16 protein-coding genes, 1 tRNA gene and 2 rRNA genes (1 of these 19 cut by a window edge) are annotated in these 16,294 nt (G+C 41.7%); 5 read left to right on the top strand and 14 right to left on the bottom strand.

Features of this window, described 5'->3' with window-relative positions:
* The 5 genes from BANH1_RS05835 to BANH1_RS05815 form a co-directional block, all read left to right on the top strand.
* Positions 1 to 1,778, top strand: a 23S ribosomal RNA gene (locus tag BANH1_RS05835); it begins 1,034 nt to the left of the window's first position.
* A gap of 70 nt (positions 1,779 to 1,848) precedes the next feature.
* Positions 1,849 to 1,963: ribosomal RNA gene (gene rrf / locus BANH1_RS05830) — 5S ribosomal RNA — on the top strand.
* 122 nt (positions 1,964 to 2,085) lie between these two features.
* Positions 2,086 to 2,162, top strand: a tRNA-Met gene (locus tag BANH1_RS05825).
* Between the two features lie 1,165 nt (positions 2,163 to 3,327).
* Positions 3,328 to 4,500: a YbfB/YjiJ family MFS transporter gene (locus tag BANH1_RS05820; RefSeq protein ID WP_015398442.1), complete on the top strand. Its 1,173-nt coding sequence runs from the start codon at positions 3,328 to 3,330 to the stop codon at positions 4,498 to 4,500.
* 386 nt (positions 4,501 to 4,886) lie between these two features.
* Positions 4,887 to 5,090 carry a 2-hydroxymuconate tautomerase family protein gene (locus BANH1_RS05815; RefSeq protein ID WP_015398441.1) on the top strand — a complete coding sequence of 68 codons (204 nt, stop codon included), beginning with the start codon at positions 4,887 to 4,889 and terminating at the stop codon, positions 5,088 to 5,090.
* A gap of 383 nt (positions 5,091 to 5,473) precedes the next feature.
* Here BANH1_RS05815 and BANH1_RS05810 read toward each other — a convergent pair whose 3' ends face one another.
* The 14 genes from BANH1_RS05810 to BANH1_RS05750 all read right to left on the bottom strand — a co-directional run bounded on the left by BANH1_RS05810 (position 5,474) and on the right by BANH1_RS05750 (position 16,292).
* Positions 5,474 to 5,857: a hypothetical protein gene (locus BANH1_RS05810; protein ID WP_041583091.1), complete on the bottom strand. Its 384-nt coding sequence runs from the start codon at positions 5,855 to 5,857 to the stop codon at positions 5,474 to 5,476.
* Entirely contained in the window at positions 5,826 to 6,878 is a 1,053-nt protein-coding gene (virB11, locus tag BANH1_RS05805; protein ID WP_015398440.1) for a P-type DNA transfer ATPase VirB11, read from the bottom strand. Before virB11 ends, BANH1_RS05810 begins: the two co-directional genes overlap by 32 nt.
* A gap of 6 nt (positions 6,879 to 6,884) precedes the next feature.
* The gene (gene virB10 / locus BANH1_RS05800; protein ID WP_015398439.1) at positions 6,885 to 8,048 is read right to left on the bottom strand and encodes a type IV secretion system protein VirB10; all 1,164 of its coding nucleotides are present in this window, start codon (positions 8,046 to 8,048) and stop codon (positions 6,885 to 6,887) included.
* A 4-nt stretch (positions 8,049 to 8,052) separates the two neighbouring features.
* On the bottom strand, positions 8,053 to 8,916 hold the full coding sequence (virB9, locus tag BANH1_RS05795) for a P-type conjugative transfer protein VirB9 (RefSeq protein ID WP_015398438.1): 864 nt from the start codon (positions 8,914 to 8,916) through the stop codon (positions 8,053 to 8,055).
* The gene (locus tag BANH1_RS05790) at positions 8,916 to 9,587 is read right to left on the bottom strand and encodes a VirB8 family type IV secretion system protein (protein ID WP_015398437.1); all 672 of its coding nucleotides are present in this window, start codon (positions 9,585 to 9,587) and stop codon (positions 8,916 to 8,918) included. Before BANH1_RS05790 ends, virB9 begins: the two co-directional genes overlap by 1 nt.
* Positions 9,568 to 9,879, bottom strand: a complete 312-nt coding sequence (locus tag BANH1_RS05785) for a hypothetical protein (protein ID WP_015398436.1) — start codon at positions 9,877 to 9,879, stop codon at positions 9,568 to 9,570. Before BANH1_RS05785 ends, BANH1_RS05790 begins: the two co-directional genes overlap by 20 nt.
* Before the next feature lie 3 nt (positions 9,880 to 9,882).
* Positions 9,883 to 10,791: a TrbL/VirB6 family protein gene (locus tag BANH1_RS05780; RefSeq protein ID WP_015398435.1), complete on the bottom strand. Its 909-nt coding sequence runs from the start codon at positions 10,789 to 10,791 to the stop codon at positions 9,883 to 9,885.
* 47 nt (positions 10,792 to 10,838) lie between these two features.
* On the bottom strand, positions 10,839 to 11,060 hold the full coding sequence (locus BANH1_RS05775) for an EexN family lipoprotein (protein ID WP_015398434.1): 222 nt from the start codon (positions 11,058 to 11,060) through the stop codon (positions 10,839 to 10,841).
* 375 nt (positions 11,061 to 11,435) lie between these two features.
* Positions 11,436 to 11,657 carry an EexN family lipoprotein gene (locus BANH1_RS05770; protein WP_015398433.1) on the bottom strand — a complete coding sequence of 74 codons (222 nt, stop codon included), beginning with the start codon at positions 11,655 to 11,657 and terminating at the stop codon, positions 11,436 to 11,438.
* A 330-nt stretch (positions 11,658 to 11,987) separates the two neighbouring features.
* A complete protein-coding gene (locus tag BANH1_RS05765) occupies positions 11,988 to 12,257 on the bottom strand; it encodes an EexN family lipoprotein (RefSeq protein WP_051039107.1) in 270 nt (89 codons plus the stop codon).
* Positions 12,258 to 12,580: 323 nt separating this feature from the next.
* A complete protein-coding gene (locus BANH1_RS05760; RefSeq protein ID WP_015398432.1) occupies positions 12,581 to 12,853 on the bottom strand; it encodes an EexN family lipoprotein in 273 nt (90 codons plus the stop codon).
* 188 nt (positions 12,854 to 13,041) lie between these two features.
* Entirely contained in the window at positions 13,042 to 13,227 is a 186-nt protein-coding gene (locus tag BANH1_RS07260; RefSeq protein ID WP_244427661.1) for an EexN family lipoprotein, read from the bottom strand.
* Between the two features lie 3 nt (positions 13,228 to 13,230).
* Positions 13,231 to 13,938 carry a type IV secretion system protein gene (locus BANH1_RS05755; RefSeq protein WP_015398431.1) on the bottom strand — a complete coding sequence of 236 codons (708 nt, stop codon included), beginning with the start codon at positions 13,936 to 13,938 and terminating at the stop codon, positions 13,231 to 13,233.
* Positions 13,935 to 16,292 carry a VirB4 family type IV secretion/conjugal transfer ATPase gene (locus tag BANH1_RS05750; protein ID WP_187287507.1) on the bottom strand — a complete coding sequence of 786 codons (2,358 nt, stop codon included), beginning with the start codon at positions 16,290 to 16,292 and terminating at the stop codon, positions 13,935 to 13,937. The genes BANH1_RS05755 and BANH1_RS05750 overlap by 4 nt, the downstream gene beginning before the upstream one ends.
* Between the last annotated feature and the right edge of the window lie 2 nt (positions 16,293 to 16,294).

The raw sequence follows: 16,294 nt of genomic DNA, 5'->3' as shown, positions 1-16,294 counted from the left end.
CCCTAACCACCATCTAAGGTCCCCAAGTTATGGCTAAGTGGGAAAGGATGTGAGGATCCCAAAACAACCAGGATGTTGGCTTAGAAGCAGCCATCATTTAAAGAAAGCGTAACAGCTCACTGGTCTAAATAAGGGTCCCTGCGCCGAAAATGTAACGGGGCTAAAGCCATACACCGAAGCTGTGGATTTACTCTTATGAGTAAGTGGTAGCGGAGCGTTCCGTAAGCCTGTGAAGGGAGACTCGTGAGAGCTCCTGGAGGTATCGGAAGTGAGAATGCTGACATGAGTAACGATAAAGGGAGTGAGAGACTCCCTCGCCGAAAGTCCAAGGGTTCCTGCTTAAAGTTAATCTGAGCAGGGTGAGTCGGCCCCTAAGGCGAGGCCGAAAGGCGTAGTCGATGGGAACCACGTTAATATTCGTGGACCTGTGGGAAGTGACGGATCGCGTATGTTGTGAGGTCTTATTGGATTGATCTTGCAGCGAAGCGGTTCCAGGAAATAGCTCCCACTTATAGACCGTACCCGAAACCGACACAGGTGGACTGGTAGAGAATACTAAGGCGCTTGAGAGAACTACGTTGAAGGAACTCGGCAAAATGCACGCGTAACTTCGGAAGAAGCGTGACCCTTTATCGGGCAACCGGTAGAGGGTGGCACAGACCAGGGGGTAGCGACTGTTTACCAAAAACACAGGGCTCTGCGAAGTCGCAAGACGACGTATAGGGTCTGACGCCTGCCCGGTGCTGGAAGGTTAAGAGGAGATGTGCAAGCATTGAATTGAAGCCCCAGTAAACGGCGGCCGTAACTATAACGGTCCTAAGGTAGCGAAATTCCTTGTCGGGTAAGTTCCGACCTGCACGAATGGCGTAACGACTTCCCCGCTGTCTCCAACGTAGACTCAGTGAAATTGAACTCCCCGTGAAGATGCGGGGTTCCTGCGGTTAGACGGAAAGACCCCGTGCACCTTTACTATAGCTTTACACTGGCATTTGTGTCTGTATGTGTAGGATAGGTGGTAGACTTTGAAGCAGGGGCGTCAGCCTTTGTGGAGTCATCCTTGAAATACCACCCTTACCGATATGGATGTCTAACCGCAGTCCGTTATCCGGATTCGGGACCGTGTATGGTGGGTAGTTTGACTGGGGCGGTCGCCTCCTAAAGAGTAACGGAGGCGCGCGATGGTAGGCTCAGAACGGTCGGAAATCGTTTGTTGAGTGCAATGGCATAAGCCTGCCTGACTGTAAGACTGACAAGTCGAGCAGAGTCGAAAGACGGTCATAGTGATCCGGTGGTCCCGTGTGGAAGGGCCATCGCTCAACGGATAAAAGGTACGCCGGGGATAACAGGCTGATGACCCCCAAGAGTCCATATCGACGGGGTTGTTTGGCACCTCGATGTCGACTCATCGCATCCTGGGGCTGGAGCAGGTCCCAAGGGTATGGCTGTTCGCCATTTAAAGCGGTACGTGAGTTGGGTTCAGAACGTCGTGAGACAGTTCGGTCCCTATCTGCCGTGGGTGTAGGAATATTGACAGGATCTGTCCCTAGTACGAGAGGACCGGGATGGACGTATCTCTGGTGGACCTGTTGTGGCGCCAGCCGCATAGCAGGGTAGCTATATACGGACGGGATAACCGCTGAAGGCATCTAAGCGGGAAACCCACCTGAAAACGAGTATTCCCTGAGAACCGTGGTAGACCACCACGTTGATAGGTCAGGTGTGGAAGTATGGTAACATATGAAGCTTACTGATACTAATCGTTCGATAGGCTTGATCGTTCCCATTTCCTCTGTTCATTCTCAATATAAGCAAATTACCAGTTTCTCCCCTTTCTATGCTCTTCGCTGACCTGGTGGTTATGGCGGAGCGCCTGCACCCGATCCCATCCCGAACTCGGCCGTGAAACGTTCCAGCGCTGATGGTACTTTGCCTTAAGGCACGGGAGAGTAAGTCGCTGCCAGGTCTGCTAAGCGCATAGAAAGAAAATCTCTCGCAATCTCAAAAAAAGGCGAAGAAAAAGACAATCAAAAATGTCACCGCCATCTTTGGAATAGTGCCGTTTTTATCTTCGATAAAACCTCGTGTCGCGGGGTGGAGCAGCCCGGTAGCTCGTCAGGCTCATAACCTGAAGGCCGCAGGTTCAAATCCTGCCCCCGCAACCAAATTATACAACCACAAAAAAGCTCTCATCAAATGAGATGCCGATCTCGTCAGATGAGAGCAACCAATCAATCCCACTGTGCAAGCCTTATCCCTAAAAATCCAGTCCAACCAAGTTGAAAACAGCGCTGTTAGATAGACATTGGCCAGATTATCAACAGCACGATAAGTGATGGATTTTTATGAGCGTTTGGAACAGAACTTGCCTTCTCTTCCCATTCCAAAGCGTCAGCTGTTACGGGATCCCCGCAGTTAGGGACTGCAGTTCTTATAAATAAAATATAAGAGAAGAAACATCATATAGTCGTTAATTACCAGCGTTATTATGTATTGTTGGATTTATACTTTATATTAAAAATGAAGTTAAGTACGTATCATAATATTGTTTTTGTTTAAATATAAAGGTTAGTTTACGTGAGGGGGCTGTCAGCATAATTTATGCGGAATTTACCTTGAATATACCACTATAAGGCCAAAATCCTCTAGAAAATAAACTAAAGTGTAAAAGTGATAGGCTTGGGAAGGGAGATAGGCACTGATTGAGAGCTATTCTTATAGTTATTAACGACTATAAGAGTTATTTATAGAACAAACATTAACAACCTTCTCCTCTCCCGTTTTTTGCAGAGAATGGATGCGCTTCACAGATCATCTCCTATATATTGTCTAACAAATCTCCTCCAAACTATAATGCTGCACCCTCTAAACAAAACAAAAAACTACAGAAAGCAAGCCCTGAAAGCGTCCCTTTAAACTCATGGAAAGCCAAAAAGTGAGCTTACCACTCAATCGTCGCTATAAAATTATTGCGATAGCGCCCTTGATTAGAGGTTCGTTGCTAAAATATTTGAGTAGCAATCAAGCTTTGTCTTTCTCGCCGCGTTTGTTGTTGCGACTATTTTGTAAAGCCCAAAACTCAAATCCCCATCTCCGCATAGCCAAAAAACTAAACCCAAATCAAATCACTTCATAGCCTCAAAGCATCTTTCTCAGCAGAGGCCCAGAAATATAAACTACTCCATCGGTGGAAAAAAGTCGGTGGATGAATGAGAGGGCAAAATTTAATAAATTGACCAACTAAAAAGCAGCATGTAAGGGAAGTACTTTTTTGGCTAGGAAAATCACTAATATAACTTATTTGTCGATTCTAAAAACGTAGGATATGGTATGAAAAGCGAGGGTGGGGACGTTTATTATTATCTCAAAATTATTATATTTAGCACGGTTATATTAGCTGTTGGAATAGGTTTAGGGCGATTTCTTTATACCCCCATATTGCCTGTGATGCTGAAAGAAGAAGGGCTGAATCTTGCTCAGTTATCCTATATCGCTAGTGCTAACTATATTGGTTATTTAGTAGGCAGCTTATTTTTCGCTTTTACTAAGTTTGGGCATAATTCTCATACATTGCGGATGTTATGTGCTGCGGCTATTGCAACGAGCGTACTGCTTTTTGCGATGGCACTTACGCCGATTTTTCCATTACTTTTAGCTTTTCGTTTTGCTGCAGGTATTGCTAGCTCAGCCATGATGATTTTCGGATCAATTCTCGTTATGCGGCATACACATAATTTTTATGTAATTGCTTCGCTTTATGCAGGAGTAGGTGCCGGGATTTTATTGGGAAACGAATTTGTAATAGCTGGGGTAGGACAGGCTCTAAATTCGGTAGAGTTATGGATAGGCGGGAGTATCATCTCTCTTATTTTGCTATTATTACTCTTCTTTTTAGCGCCACAAAATTATGATCAAAACGCCCAAAATTTGAGTATCCGGCCAGGTCATGAAAAAATTTCTTGGTGGTTACTAGCTTTATTATACGGGTTGGCAGGGTTTGGTTATATTATTGTCGCAACTTATTTACCTTTAATTGCACAAACCTATCCGTCTCCATTTTTAGCGAAGCATGTGTGGTCTTTAGTTGGTTTAGCTGTTATCCCTAGTTGTTTTGTTTGGTTATGGGCTACGCAATATTGGAATATTTTAATCTGTCTTTCGGTTAATTTATTTCTTCAGGGTATGAGTGTTCTCCTTATATCCTTCCATACTTCTTCTTTTTTAGTTTTGCTGAGCACTATCGGTTTTGGTGTTACCTTTGTGGGGACCACTTCGTTGGTTATGCCCTTGGCCCGGCGGTTAGATGCACCTCGTGGGATTAATTTACTTGGGCTGGTAACGCTTACTTACGGTATTGGTCAAATTTCGGGGCCTTTATTTGTTAGCTGGTTTGCGGCGAGAGACATTAATTTTTCTATTTTGTGTGGAGCGCTTGCGCTGTTTGCCGGTACGGGGATCTGCTTTGGTATTTTTATACGAAATTATCAAGAAGCGAAGAAATAAGACACTTTGAATCAAAGTGCAAAGAGGGGAAAGAGGCGACAAATTGTTGCTATTATAGGAGCGAGAACTTGTGGTCTAAGTGTCTTGGAAGGCATGACCATTCTGTATGAGTTTTTTTACCTAAGACCCCATAGAGCCCTCATTGATTGATCTAAACTGATATAGGTGCGAGTTTTCGTGCAGTGGATCAGCTTTTTCATCTTTTTGTGAATATAGTTGTACGCCAAATCACAACATACTGTGATGATATAGTCGAAAATTTTGATCCTGCTCCTGGAGAGCTTTGTCTTTATCAATGGGTAGTACAGCGAGGTTTTGGAGAAATGAAGATTTAAGTTTAGAATATTTAATTGGTTTTAAATTTTAGTTTAAGGAACAAAAGACTTATGCCTTACGTAAATATTAAAATTATCAAAGAAGGTGTTACTGCTGAACAAAAACGTCGGCTCATGGAGGGCGCTACGCAACTATTAGTGGACGTCTTAGGTAAAAACCCCAAGACGACAGTCGTCATTATCGAGGAAGTAGAAACGGATAATTGGGGAATAGGTGGAATTCCTGTGACGCAGTTAAGACAAGCTACGCAATAAAATTCGCCAAGTCGATTTTTTAAGCGAGCCAATTAGCTTTAAAGTTTTTCTCTCTCAAGGAGATATCTCATAATGCTTCTTGGGAAGAGTCTCTTTGTAATCCAGGGTTGATTGCCGTGGTTAGTCACAGAGGGTAGTGATATATACATATATCATCGACGCGACTGAGTCCGTCCAAGCGGTGATTTTTAAATATCGCTTCTAGTTGAAAGCCGGCGCGAAGAGCGACTTAGGCACTGCGTGTATTTCTTCTTGCCGCTTTTATCTCCAATCTTTTGCATTTTAATATGTACAAGCGGTAGCTTTAACTAAAAGGCAGGCCTGCGTAATAAGCTCTTTTTTCATTGAGTGACTTGAGCCTATAAAGATTGCTTGGGGACGAGCTACTCTAGTTGATTTTCAACTGTAATGCGGACGGCATTTTCATCTGAGAAGGTAGGATTAAGTTTTTCTGCATCATTCAATTTCGATAAGTGTCGGGGGTAATCAGAACTGAAATATTGAAGGGCTATTGTTACATAATCTACCGCACCCAATTCCTTAACAGATAGTGGCAAAAAACTATATTTTTCAACAAATACGCCATCAGATATGGTAGCCGCTTCCCCGCTTCGGCGGGGGGTAGAAGCGAAGGGGTGAGGAAACATTCCTTTCATCGCTTTAAGATAGAAAAAGTCGCAAAAAATATCTGCTGGTTTGTTTGCTTCAGCAGAATAGGGACTGGTAGTTTGCGGCTTAAAATGCGTCTCTACGTTTAAAGGGATCAAAATAAATTTCAGTTACACGAAATTTTCCTTCCAAACGCTTACATTGAATGATGACGTCAATCATTGAAATCAATAAACCACGGATATCATCTCTCGCTAAATCGCCACCGCCGTCACTTTCTTTTACAAGGAGTGTCATTTGTTCGAATGCGGATAAAGCCGACGAAGCATGAACGGTTGTGATTGATCCAGGGTGTCCAGAATTGACATTGCGGATATAATAAAAAGCAGTGCCGTCACGTAATTCTTGCAGCAATATTCTATCCGGCCGCATCCGTAAACCAGATTCAAGTAATTCTTTGGCACCAGCTTTTGCTAGACCTTGATTGTCTTTGGAGTAGAATAATTGAACTTTGTTTGCGTGGGGAACAATAAGTTCTGGTGTATCTTCGATGGTTAAAATTCGTTCATCTTCGGGGATTTTGGCGATTAAAGCTTTTGAGAGTGTAGTTTTACCAGAACCGGTTTTACCGGAAATTAAAATATTTTGCTGTGTAAAGACTGCTTTGTCTAAAAAACCTAAAAAATTTTTTTCGATAAATAAACGAGTTAATTCTCGCTCGTCGTCTTTCAGTTCCTCTAGCCGTTCAGCCATTTGATCTATGGGCGTAAAACTTACGCATTCAGTTACTGAAAATAATCCTTTATCGTCCAATTCTTCAAGTGTAAAGGTTCGCGATGATGGTTTACGGATTGTCATGCTTATAGTGTTTGGCGCCATGGCGGGGGGAAGCACTATTTGAATGCGTTCATTATTAGGCAATGTTGCGGATAAGATAGGGTTCTCAGCGCTGATTTTTTGCATTGTGTAGGCAGCGACGACTTTTGCTATTCCTGCTAACTCATCATAAGTTAACGCTTCAAGTTGGTGGGTTTGCCAACCTCCAGGTCCTTCTACCATAATTTCACCGGGACGATTCACGACAATTTCAAACAATTCTTCGTCATTGAGATAATCATCTAGCAGGCGCAATTTGGCTAATACAACGGCGGCGCGTTCGGATTTTTGAGCATCTAACATAGTTGATTACTTTTGCAAAACTGAAGGATTAGGGTAAAAATTGCCAAATACAGCACGTTTATAAATTGTGTTTTTTCTCTCAGTTACAGCCAATCTGTAGACAGAAGAAAAATTTATGTCTCGTGCGACAAAGATATTGACCAATTCACCTTGGTGTTTTTCTAGTGTGGGGGGAATATTAATTTGATTTTCAAGAGCAATGCTAGCTGCTTCTTTTCCTGCATTGCTCAGGCCATTGATTTGAATATTGTCATTTTTGATTTTGTCGACAAGCATCTTCGTTGCGTCGCCGACTACGGAGAGGAGTAATGCTGACCCAAATCTTTGCCACCAATGTTGGTTTACGCGGCCATCAAATCCAGCACGCCCTAAATTATCAGTAGCAGGTGAATCAAGATTGACTACAACTCCATTTGGCGTTTTTGCTCTTGTCCAAAGAACAAAAAGGCGCGCTTGGCCTTGATGCAAGCCGCCTCTGTATTCACCGACGACTTGAGTTCCCTTATCCAACAAAACAACACGGCCATTATCTGATAAAATATCGCGATTGATGACACAACTCGTAAAGCCCGGTTGATCGCTGTTCAACGCTGTTTCTAATATGCATGGAATTGATGTTCCCATAGAGATAATATAGTTTCTATTGCCTATATATTGGGCTTTTGTGCCGCTAATTTGTCTTGGCTCCAGGAGGCTGGCGAAGCTCATTGCATCTTTGTTGGGTATTTGGGGTATAGTAGGCAAAATATTCTCATTTATTCCATGAGTTTCTGCGTGAGAATTATTAGAAAATGCAAGTACGGGCGCGCGACGTGCTGAATCAAGTAATGGGTCGGTTTCTTCAATTTTAGAATTTCTCTCTTCTCCAGGTCTTGGCAATATTACGTGTCCTAAGGGAGGTGTGGAGGATGGTGTTGCTAATACTAGCGGTTCGGGCGGGGGAGGTGGAGCGATAAAACCATTAGATTGGCCGATTTCACCTTGTTTTGGAATTTCCACGGTTTCTGGAGTTGTATTAGCAGAAAGAATATTCCAAAGCATATAGCCGCAGAAACTTATAATCACTAAGACTACGACAGCTTTTGTTTTAGGTTGGGTTGATGTATTTTTGCGGCCGTCATTAATTGTTCCGCGATCTTCGGTAATTATTTCATCATTATCATTAATCATTGATTTATCCTGCGTTACCGATAGCAATTTCGCGTTTAACCGACGGTGAAATGGTCCCCGTTTCTGGATTTATTCCTTCCGGGCGATATGCTTCATTAAAAATACACAAAACATCTTTCCCACGTCTTAGGATAAACTGGGGTCCAATTGCGTGGACGATAACCATATTTCCCTTTATTGATTTAGGAACGAGGGATTCTTTGCCATCTGAGCCAACGACGTAAATTGCCGGTATGTCTTCATTGCCCGAGAAGGTAAAAGTTGTAGTTTTGCCATTATCATAGACAGATTTTGGTTCAAGAATATATGTCCCTTGAGCCGAATAAGCCCAATTACGCGGGCCATATTGTTCATGAATATTAAGGACGTTGTCAGCCCATTGTTCTTTTAGTTCGGTTTTTCTTATTTGTGCTTCTAAGCGCCTTTGTGCTGCTTCATCTTCTGGATAGCGAAATTTTACAAGGAAATATGTCTCATTTCCTAATGATACAGGGCCATCTCTTACCTTCAGTTCAAATTGATACGACCTTTTTGATCCATCGCGTCTCGTTGTGACAATTTGAAGATTTGTTATTGGCTGAACTTCACGAGGTTTTAAAAAAACTATATTTCCCGCGGGGGCGACTTCCCAGGCGATTGAATTGCCTATTGCTACATGTGCTATTTCTTCGTCTTGTGCAAATTCAATTTGTACAGAGGACCTAATAGAACCAACAATTTCAGTTACATTATAAGCATCATAATTGACAAAACGAACTCTATTATCTCCTTTAGCCCGTATGGGGGAAACTTCGCTATATCCTATTGTTATATTAGAACAAATAACAATAACGCCAAAAAAAACAGGGAATAAAATTTTCTTCAGCATTAGTTTACTACCTCTGGATCAGCGTGATATTCGCGCACAACAAAGCCTAATGGATTTACAAGGCGATCTTGAGTTGAAATTGAAGCATTGACATATTCAAAAGTCAGGGTCGCAACCCAATGCGTGATTGTTTCTGTATTGTTATCATTATTGCGTATTGTCCTGAAATAACGGACCTGTACGACGTTTTTACTCACAAATGAAATGGATTTGATAGAAATAGTAGCCACAGCATTTTGATATAATAATTGAGGGCTTTGAGGATTGTTTGCCCCAAACCATTGAGCGAACCTCTGTTGTTCTTCGGGGGATGATAAGAGAGAAACTATTTTGAAATTTTCTTCCGCTTCACTATTAACAAACCCTTCACGAGAACGAACATATTGCGCTGCAAAGTACCTTGTTACTGCTTCATCAATATTTTGGGGGCCATCTTTTAAGGCTGACACAACTTCAACAATTCCAGTTGAATTATCAACACGGATAACAAATGGTTCGACTGTTTTTAATGGAGTTAAAGCTATTATCGCAAGAGAAGAAGCAATAGCGGCAACGACCGCAACGCCCGCAACGCAAAGCGATGCACGGGTAATGCGGTGTAAAGTGAGCATTCTATCTTGATCAAAGGAGCGCGCTTCAGCTTTATATCGTTCAAATTCGTTTCTTTTCACCGTGCCATTCCCCGCAATTTTTATATGACTCAATTTCTTCTGGCGTCAGGTCTTTGGACAAGATTGAACTCAATCTACCGTCTTGTCCGGATTGGTAGGCTTCAGCATCATTGTTCATCAGCATTGGCGTTGATGGTGGATTTTTTGTGTCCCAATCCCACATTGATTTATTCAACGGCCGCCTCGCATATCCGTTACATTTGGGTAGCGGATATGCCATTTTATCCCAAGAAGCACATCCGCTCATGAAAATGGTGAGTAATAAGCCGGTCCCAATGTTTTTAAGTAGCATTACCTACCCCCTCAATAGTTTTACAAAATTAAGGCCTTTGCTTACGGCCTTTGCTGCTCCTCTTTGCGCTGTATTGCCAATTTTCTGGCTTAAACCGCCACTCGAAAGTGAGGCACCGCCGTCAGCTAATGCTGATGCTATGGCAGGCAAATTCAGGAAAAGGAACGCCCCACATATTCCGATAATCGTAAATTGCATCAGCGTTGTGGCAACCTCTTTGAGACCTCCTTTAAATAGCGCCATAGCGATATCAACATATATGCCGCCAAGTAAAATGACTAAAATCTGCAGAATAACAAAGTGAGCTACTTGGCCGATCCATGCTTCAGTGAAACGTCGTGTCGTTGAAAACATAGAGAGACTAATGAACAATGGACCTAATGATAAGATGAGTGAAAGTCCAATTTGGGCGAATGTGGCAACGATGAACCCAATGACGCAAAAGATTGAAGCAATAAGAATACATAGTGTACCGCCAATCCATGTCCCTATAGCCCACGGCATAGATGCTTCGGTCGTTTGTTCAACGATATCAGAAGTTGCGTTATTTATCATTGTATCCCACGTATTTGAGTCTGGTGTTGAAGATTTCATGACGCCTGTAATGGCATTAGGAAGGTCGACAAAGAATATATTTTTTACCCAGACATTATATTCGCCTGCTTTTGTTGTCAGCATGACGATAATCGCCAATTTCACAGTTGTTGATATAAAGTCCCGTAATGGCATTGATGAGTGACCATATATGACATTGTAGCCAATAAAGGCTATATATATTGTTGCGCAAGCTGTTACGGGCGCAGATAGAGCGGCGGAAAGCCCTGCGACGCCGTGGTCCATAGTTGCCTCAATAGGTTTCATTAAAGCTTTATCGATTGTGTCAAACGTGGTTATTTTAGTTGCGCTAGACATTGCGGTTATTCCTACCTCATTCACTCATTATTATTTATATGTTTGGGTTATTGTTTACTAGCTCCCAAAAAAAAATCGTAGCCTATTTCTTGAATCGCGATTCTTGCATTTTGACAATTTTCAGAGCTTCCCCCCAGTCCGCATTTTGCTAACCATTCACTGAGCAACGCTCTATTTTGTTTAAACTCTTCTTTTGAGAATGTTTTTTCACAAGCAGTTATGAATAATGGTGCCAAAAGAACAGTTATCATTAAAAAATATTTTTTCATAAATCACCCTCCGCGGAGTTGTTATTGTAAAATTTGAATAACGCGTTTTGCGTTCTTCTTCTCATTGGCGGATATTCGCCGCTTCAACTTGAGATTGTTGAAGAATTGTAGTCGCTTGCGATGCTAATCATTATGTTTGCAGTACTGTTTGCGCAGCAGTTATCTGTGCTTGAATATCTTGTTTGGTTAAAATCTATATATTGTTGGACAAGCTATCATGGGCGCAAATAGAGTGGGGAACAGTCCTGCAATGCCTTGATCCATGATTGTCACGACAGGCTTTCATTAAAGCTTGATTGATTGTGCCAAATATAATTATTTGAGGCATTGCAGTTATTCCTACATCATATACTAATTACTATTAGCGTCTTTGCATTATTTTTTGCTGGGTCCAAAAAAACGATCACGCTCTATTTCTTGAATCGCAAGTCTTGCATTTTGACAGTTTTCAGAGGTTCCCCCCATTCCGCATTTTGCTAACCATTCATTGAGCAGTGTTTTATTTTGTTTAAACTCTTCTTTTGAGTATGTTTTTTCACAAGCAGTTGTGAATAATGGTGCTAAAAGAATAGTTATCATTAAAAAATATTTTTTCATAAATTACCCTCCGCGGAGTTGTTGTTGCAAAATTTGAATAACGCACTTTGCGTTCTTCTTCTCATTGGCGAATATTCGCCGCTTCAACTTGAGATTGTTGAAGAATTGTAGCCGCTTGCAATATTGCTTGCAAAGCGGCCAGCTGTTCTTGAATATCTCGTTTGGTTAAAATCTATATATTGTTGGACAAACTATTACGGGCGCAGATAGAGTGGGGAACAGTCCTACAATGCCTTGATTCATGATTGCCACGACAGCTTTCATTAAAGCTTTATAGATTGTGCCGAGCATAGTCATTTGAGGCATTGCAGTTATGTCTACTTTACTCGCTTATTGATTATTCGTATTTTTGTTTTCGCTTTCATCACTCTCTCCGCGCAATCGCTTTATAGCTTCTGCAGCACGTTCTTGCCTTAATTCCTCTGCCGCTAATCGTGCATTTTGGCAGTTTTTAGATTCTCCTCCCCATCCGCATCTTGCTATCCATTCGTTGCGCAATGTTTTATTTTGTTTAAACTCTTCTTTTGAGTATGTTTTTTCACAAGCAGTTATGAATAATGGTGCCAAAAGAACAGTTATCATTAAAAAATATTTTTTCATAAATTACCCTCCGCGGAGTTGTTGTTGCATAATCTAAATAACGCGCTTTGTGTTCTTCGTCTTGACGCACTTTCGCCGCTTCAACTTGAGATTGTTGAAGGATTGTAGCTGCTTGCAAGATTGTTTGCGAAGCAGCTAGCTGTTCTTGCATATCTTGTTTGGTTAAAATCTATATATTGTTGGACAAACTATTACGGGCGCAGATAGAGCGTGGAAAAATCCTGCAATGCCTTGATCCATGATTGTCACGACAGCTTTCATTAAAGCTTTATAGATTGTGCCAAACATAGTCATTTGAGGCATTGCAGTTATTCCTACTTCATTCACTTATTATCATTCGTATTTTTGTTTTCGCTTTCATCACTCTCTCCGCGTAATTCTCTCGCAAGCTTTGAATAATGTTCTCGCCTTAATTCCATTTCTGCTAATCGTACATTTTGACAGTTTTTAGATTCTCCTCCCAATCCGCATCTTATCGACCATTCATTAAGCAATGCTTCGTTTTTTTTAAATTCTTCTTTTGAGTATGTTTTTTCACAAGCAGTTGTGAATAATGGTGCCAAAAGAACAGTTATCATTAAAAAATATTTTTTCATAAATTACCCTCCGCGGAGTTGTTGTTGTAAAATTTGAATAACGCACTTTGCGTTCTTGGTCTTGTCAGCGGACATTCGCCACTTTAACTTGAGATCGTTGAAGAATTGCAGTTGTTCCTACATCATGTACGAATTACTATTAGCGTTTTTGCATTAGTCTTCGCTTGGTCCAAAAAGACGATCATGCTCTATTTCTTGAATAGCAAGTCTTGCGTTTTGACAGTTTTCGGAGGTTCCCCCCATTCCGCATTTTGCCAACCATTCATTGAGCAGTGTTTCGTTTTTTTAAATTCTTCTTTCGAGTATGTTTTTTCACAAGCAGTTGTGAATAATGGTGCTAAAAGAATAGTTATCATTAAAAAATATTTTTTCATAAATTACTCTCCCCGGAGTTGTCTTGCATAATCTAAATAACGCGCTTTGTGTTCTTCGTCTTGACGCACTTTCGCCGCTTCAACTTGAGATTGCTTTAGAATTGTAGCCGCTTGCAATGTCAATAACTGTGTTTGCAGCATTGCTTGCGCGGCGGCTAGCTGTGCTTGAATATCTTGTTTCGCTGCAGTGGTTTCTGCATTTTTAAGTTTTTGAGCCAGAGATTCTATCGTATTTTTTGTCTCGATAGCGGCATCATAAGCGGTCTCAGCAGTTGCAGCCATTCCTTGATTTTGCTTTTTTGTTTTGGCAAGTTCATTTCTGTAAAACTCATCAACAGCGGCTTTTGAGCCTGCGCCACCTGGGGGCTCTTTATAGGAAAATTTATCACCCCATTTCGCTGCTTTATCGCTTTCGCCGTTCAATAATTTTTCAAAATCGCTAAAATTGGGTGGGAGTGCTGCCTGGATATTTTTATTATTCAACATATCTCGGAGCGAAGACAGATCAGTAATGCCGTTGAGAGACCCATAGAGCTTTTTCATTTCGCCAATTTGAGATCTTAATTGGTCAAGCTGTTTCTTACCTTGCTCAATTTGCTCAAGCATCTTAGAAACAGCAACTGCATCAAAGGTAGCAAGCTGCGCATATGCGCTTGGCATCGTCCCAATAAAGGACAAAAAGATTATCCCCGCTAAAATAATTCTATTCACCTTTTTCTCCTTTCCTGAAAGATTGGAAGCCATATATCTGGGTTGTCGTCTTTTAGTTCGTCGATGATTTCGTCAAGTAATTCGATATTTTGTGTAGTGCCGCTGAGAATGGCTATTTCATCGTCAAAGCCGCGCAAATTCAGTTCCGCAACAACGGAATTATGCCCCTGTTTAACAACAAAGCGCCGCGACTCACGGGTCAGTTCCGTTTGTATAAGTTCAAATTCGCGCTCTGATAATTTGAAGCCTTCCACATAATCTGCATGGTTACCCTTTTGGTTGGGGAAATAAATTTGTGTCGGGCACTGCTCTATAATGGTATGGGCAATGGTCGAATTGAGAGCGTCTTTAGGGGATTGTGTTGCAAATAACATTAAGCCATTTTGCTTACGGATTGTTTTGAGTCGGTCTTGTGCAAATGCCTTAAACGAATCATCTTCAAGCGCTTTCCAAAACTCATCTATGACAATAATGATTCGGCGTCCGTCTATCAGATCTAGCACCCGATGAAAGAGGTACATCATTAAAGGTGGCCGTATTTCATCATTGTCTAAAAAATCGGTCATATCGTAACCGATAAATTTCGAATCAACGCCTACGCTATCGTCATCATTATCGAACACCCAACCTAGTGCACTACTTTTGCGCCAGCGTTCTAAACGTCCAGCTATACCTTCTCTGTGGGTCGTATCAAAAAACATCTGCAAGGCGGAAATTGTACGTTGTTCTTTAGGCAATAGGGCCAATTGGTCAACAGCCGTTGCAATATCTTGACGCTCTAATTCCGTGACAGTCTGCCCGCCAATTGAGACAAGTTTTGTAATCCATTGACGCAAAAAAACTCTATTTTCAGGGTTTTCATAATCTAACCCTTTTAAAGGCGCTAAACCCGTCGGTTTGCCATTTTTCAGCGACATATAATTTCCGCCGCCCGCTCTCACAAAAAGTTCCGCGCCACGGTCTTTATCAAAAAATACCATGTGAGGATTATGTTTTTGAAGCTGTGCCAACAGAAAATTAACAATAACAGTTTTACCAGAACCAGAAGGCCCACAGACAAATGTGTTGCCCAAATCACCAAAATGAAAATTAAAATAATATGGAGAACCTGCTGATGTTTTCATAAGAGCAACAGCAGGCCCCCAAGCATTTCCATCAATTTTGCCAATTGGGAAAGAATGAAATGGCGAGAGTGCGGTGTAATTTCGGCTGGTGATAGCGCCTGAACGCGCGCGATAGGAATAATTACCAGGCAGTTGTGCCCAGAATGCGGCCTCTAGTCCTAGATCTTCACGCGCAACAACGGCTCCTCCTTCTGTGAGAGTAGCACGGGCTTTCGCTAAATTATCGCTCAAATTTTGGGGACTAGTAGAAAAAACCGCTAGTGACAAATGGTGTTCACCTAAAACGAAGCGGTTAGACTCAAGATCATCCAGCCCATCATCTAATTCAGCGATTTGTGACCCCGCTCTATCACCTGAATTAATCATTTGATTTTGTTTTCGTCCCATAATCTGCTTTGCAGTATTTTTGCTTTTGAACACAAAGGACTGAGTAAAAATAAATTCAAATGGGAGCGTTAATAGGCCGTCCGTCATACCTAACCGGGTTTTAGCCGGATATTCCTTCCAACCAAACATACCGGCAAATTTACAACCCGCCTCATGTCTAATTTCTATAATTTCTTTGCCAAAAATAACGCGGTCTGAATAAATAGTAGAAGCTATCGTTCCCCATGTAAGAGGTACTCTTTCATAGCGTCCGCCAACTAATTGGTGCAGAAATTCACTAGGTTCTGAAAAAATATTGCCTTCATGTTCATAAAGGCCAAGCTTCTTTGCGCCATAATGCTCAAGGCCTTGCGTTAAATCCGTGGTGATTTCATCGAGCTTACGAATTGAGTTTTCATCAGCTTCCGTGCCGTCTTTCTTAGCTTTTTGCAAACGGTTAAAAAACTTAGTAAGCGTATCGGCTTTATCGACACTGGGATTCCACAAAAGAGAGAGATAAAGATCGTTTCTGTATAATTCTTGTGACACCATTCTTTCGCGATAATGGTCATCTAATTGTTTTGTGAATTGCGATTTAAATGTTCCGCCCGGGTAAATTGTTTCACGCCGCCTAATGATATGAGTGTAAATTGCAACACGCTCATCGGCTATATTCTTAAAGAGATTATTCAATTGTTCATGCAATATATTGAGACCGCGTATATCAGCGGTTTCAAAATTAATTCCTTCAAGAGAAATAACCGTCATAAGAGCGCGCGACGATAATGCTATAATGTGATCATTCACATGACGGATATAAGGGATGACTGATTCGGGTTGGAGATCGCGCTTGCGCTGCGTCATAT

Origin of the sequence: Bartonella australis AUST/NH1, from assembly GCF_000341355.1 — a bacterium.
Taxonomy (GTDB): Bacteria; Pseudomonadota; Alphaproteobacteria; order Rhizobiales; family Rhizobiaceae; genus Bartonella; species Bartonella australis.
Note: the sequence above shows the minus strand (reverse complement) of the source record. Positions and strands in the feature narration are given on the sequence as shown.

Bases quoted from the DNA above. Each gene is read 5' to 3' on its own strand.
- BANH1_RS05820 (WP_015398442.1), top strand. From the start codon at position 3,328: ATGAAAAGCGAGGGTGGGGACGTTTATTATTATCTCAAAATTATTATA.
- BANH1_RS05815 (WP_015398441.1), top strand. From the start codon at position 4,887: ATGCCTTACGTAAATATTAAAATTATCAAAGAAGGTGTTACTGCTGAA.
- virB11 (WP_015398440.1), bottom strand. From the start codon at position 6,878: ATGTTAGATGCTCAAAAATCCGAACGCGCCGCCGTTGTATTAGCCAAA.
- virB10 (WP_015398439.1), bottom strand. From the start codon at position 8,048: ATGATTAATGATAATGATGAAATAATTACCGAAGATCGCGGAACAATT.
- virB9 (WP_015398438.1), bottom strand. From the start codon at position 8,916: ATGCTGAAGAAAATTTTATTCCCTGTTTTTTTTGGCGTTATTGTTATT.
- BANH1_RS05785 (WP_015398436.1), bottom strand. From the start codon at position 9,879: ATGCTACTTAAAAACATTGGGACCGGCTTATTACTCACCATTTTCATG.
- BANH1_RS05780 (WP_015398435.1), bottom strand. From the start codon at position 10,791: ATGTCTAGCGCAACTAAAATAACCACGTTTGACACAATCGATAAAGCT.
- BANH1_RS05775 (WP_015398434.1), bottom strand. From the start codon at position 11,060: ATGAAAAAATATTTTTTAATGATAACTGTTCTTTTGGCACCATTATTC.
- BANH1_RS05770 (WP_015398433.1), bottom strand. From the start codon at position 11,657: ATGAAAAAATATTTTTTAATGATAACTATTCTTTTAGCACCATTATTC.
- BANH1_RS05765 (WP_051039107.1), bottom strand. From the start codon at position 12,257: ATGAAAAAATATTTTTTAATGATAACTGTTCTTTTGGCACCATTATTC.
- BANH1_RS05760 (WP_015398432.1), bottom strand. From the start codon at position 12,853: ATGAAAAAATATTTTTTAATGATAACTGTTCTTTTGGCACCATTATTC.
- BANH1_RS07260 (WP_244427661.1), bottom strand. From the start codon at position 13,227: ATGAAAAAATATTTTTTAATGATAACTATTCTTTTAGCACCATTATTC.
- BANH1_RS05750 (WP_187287507.1), bottom strand. From the start codon at position 16,292: ATGACGCAGCGCAAGCGCGATCTCCAACCCGAATCAGTCATCCCTTAT.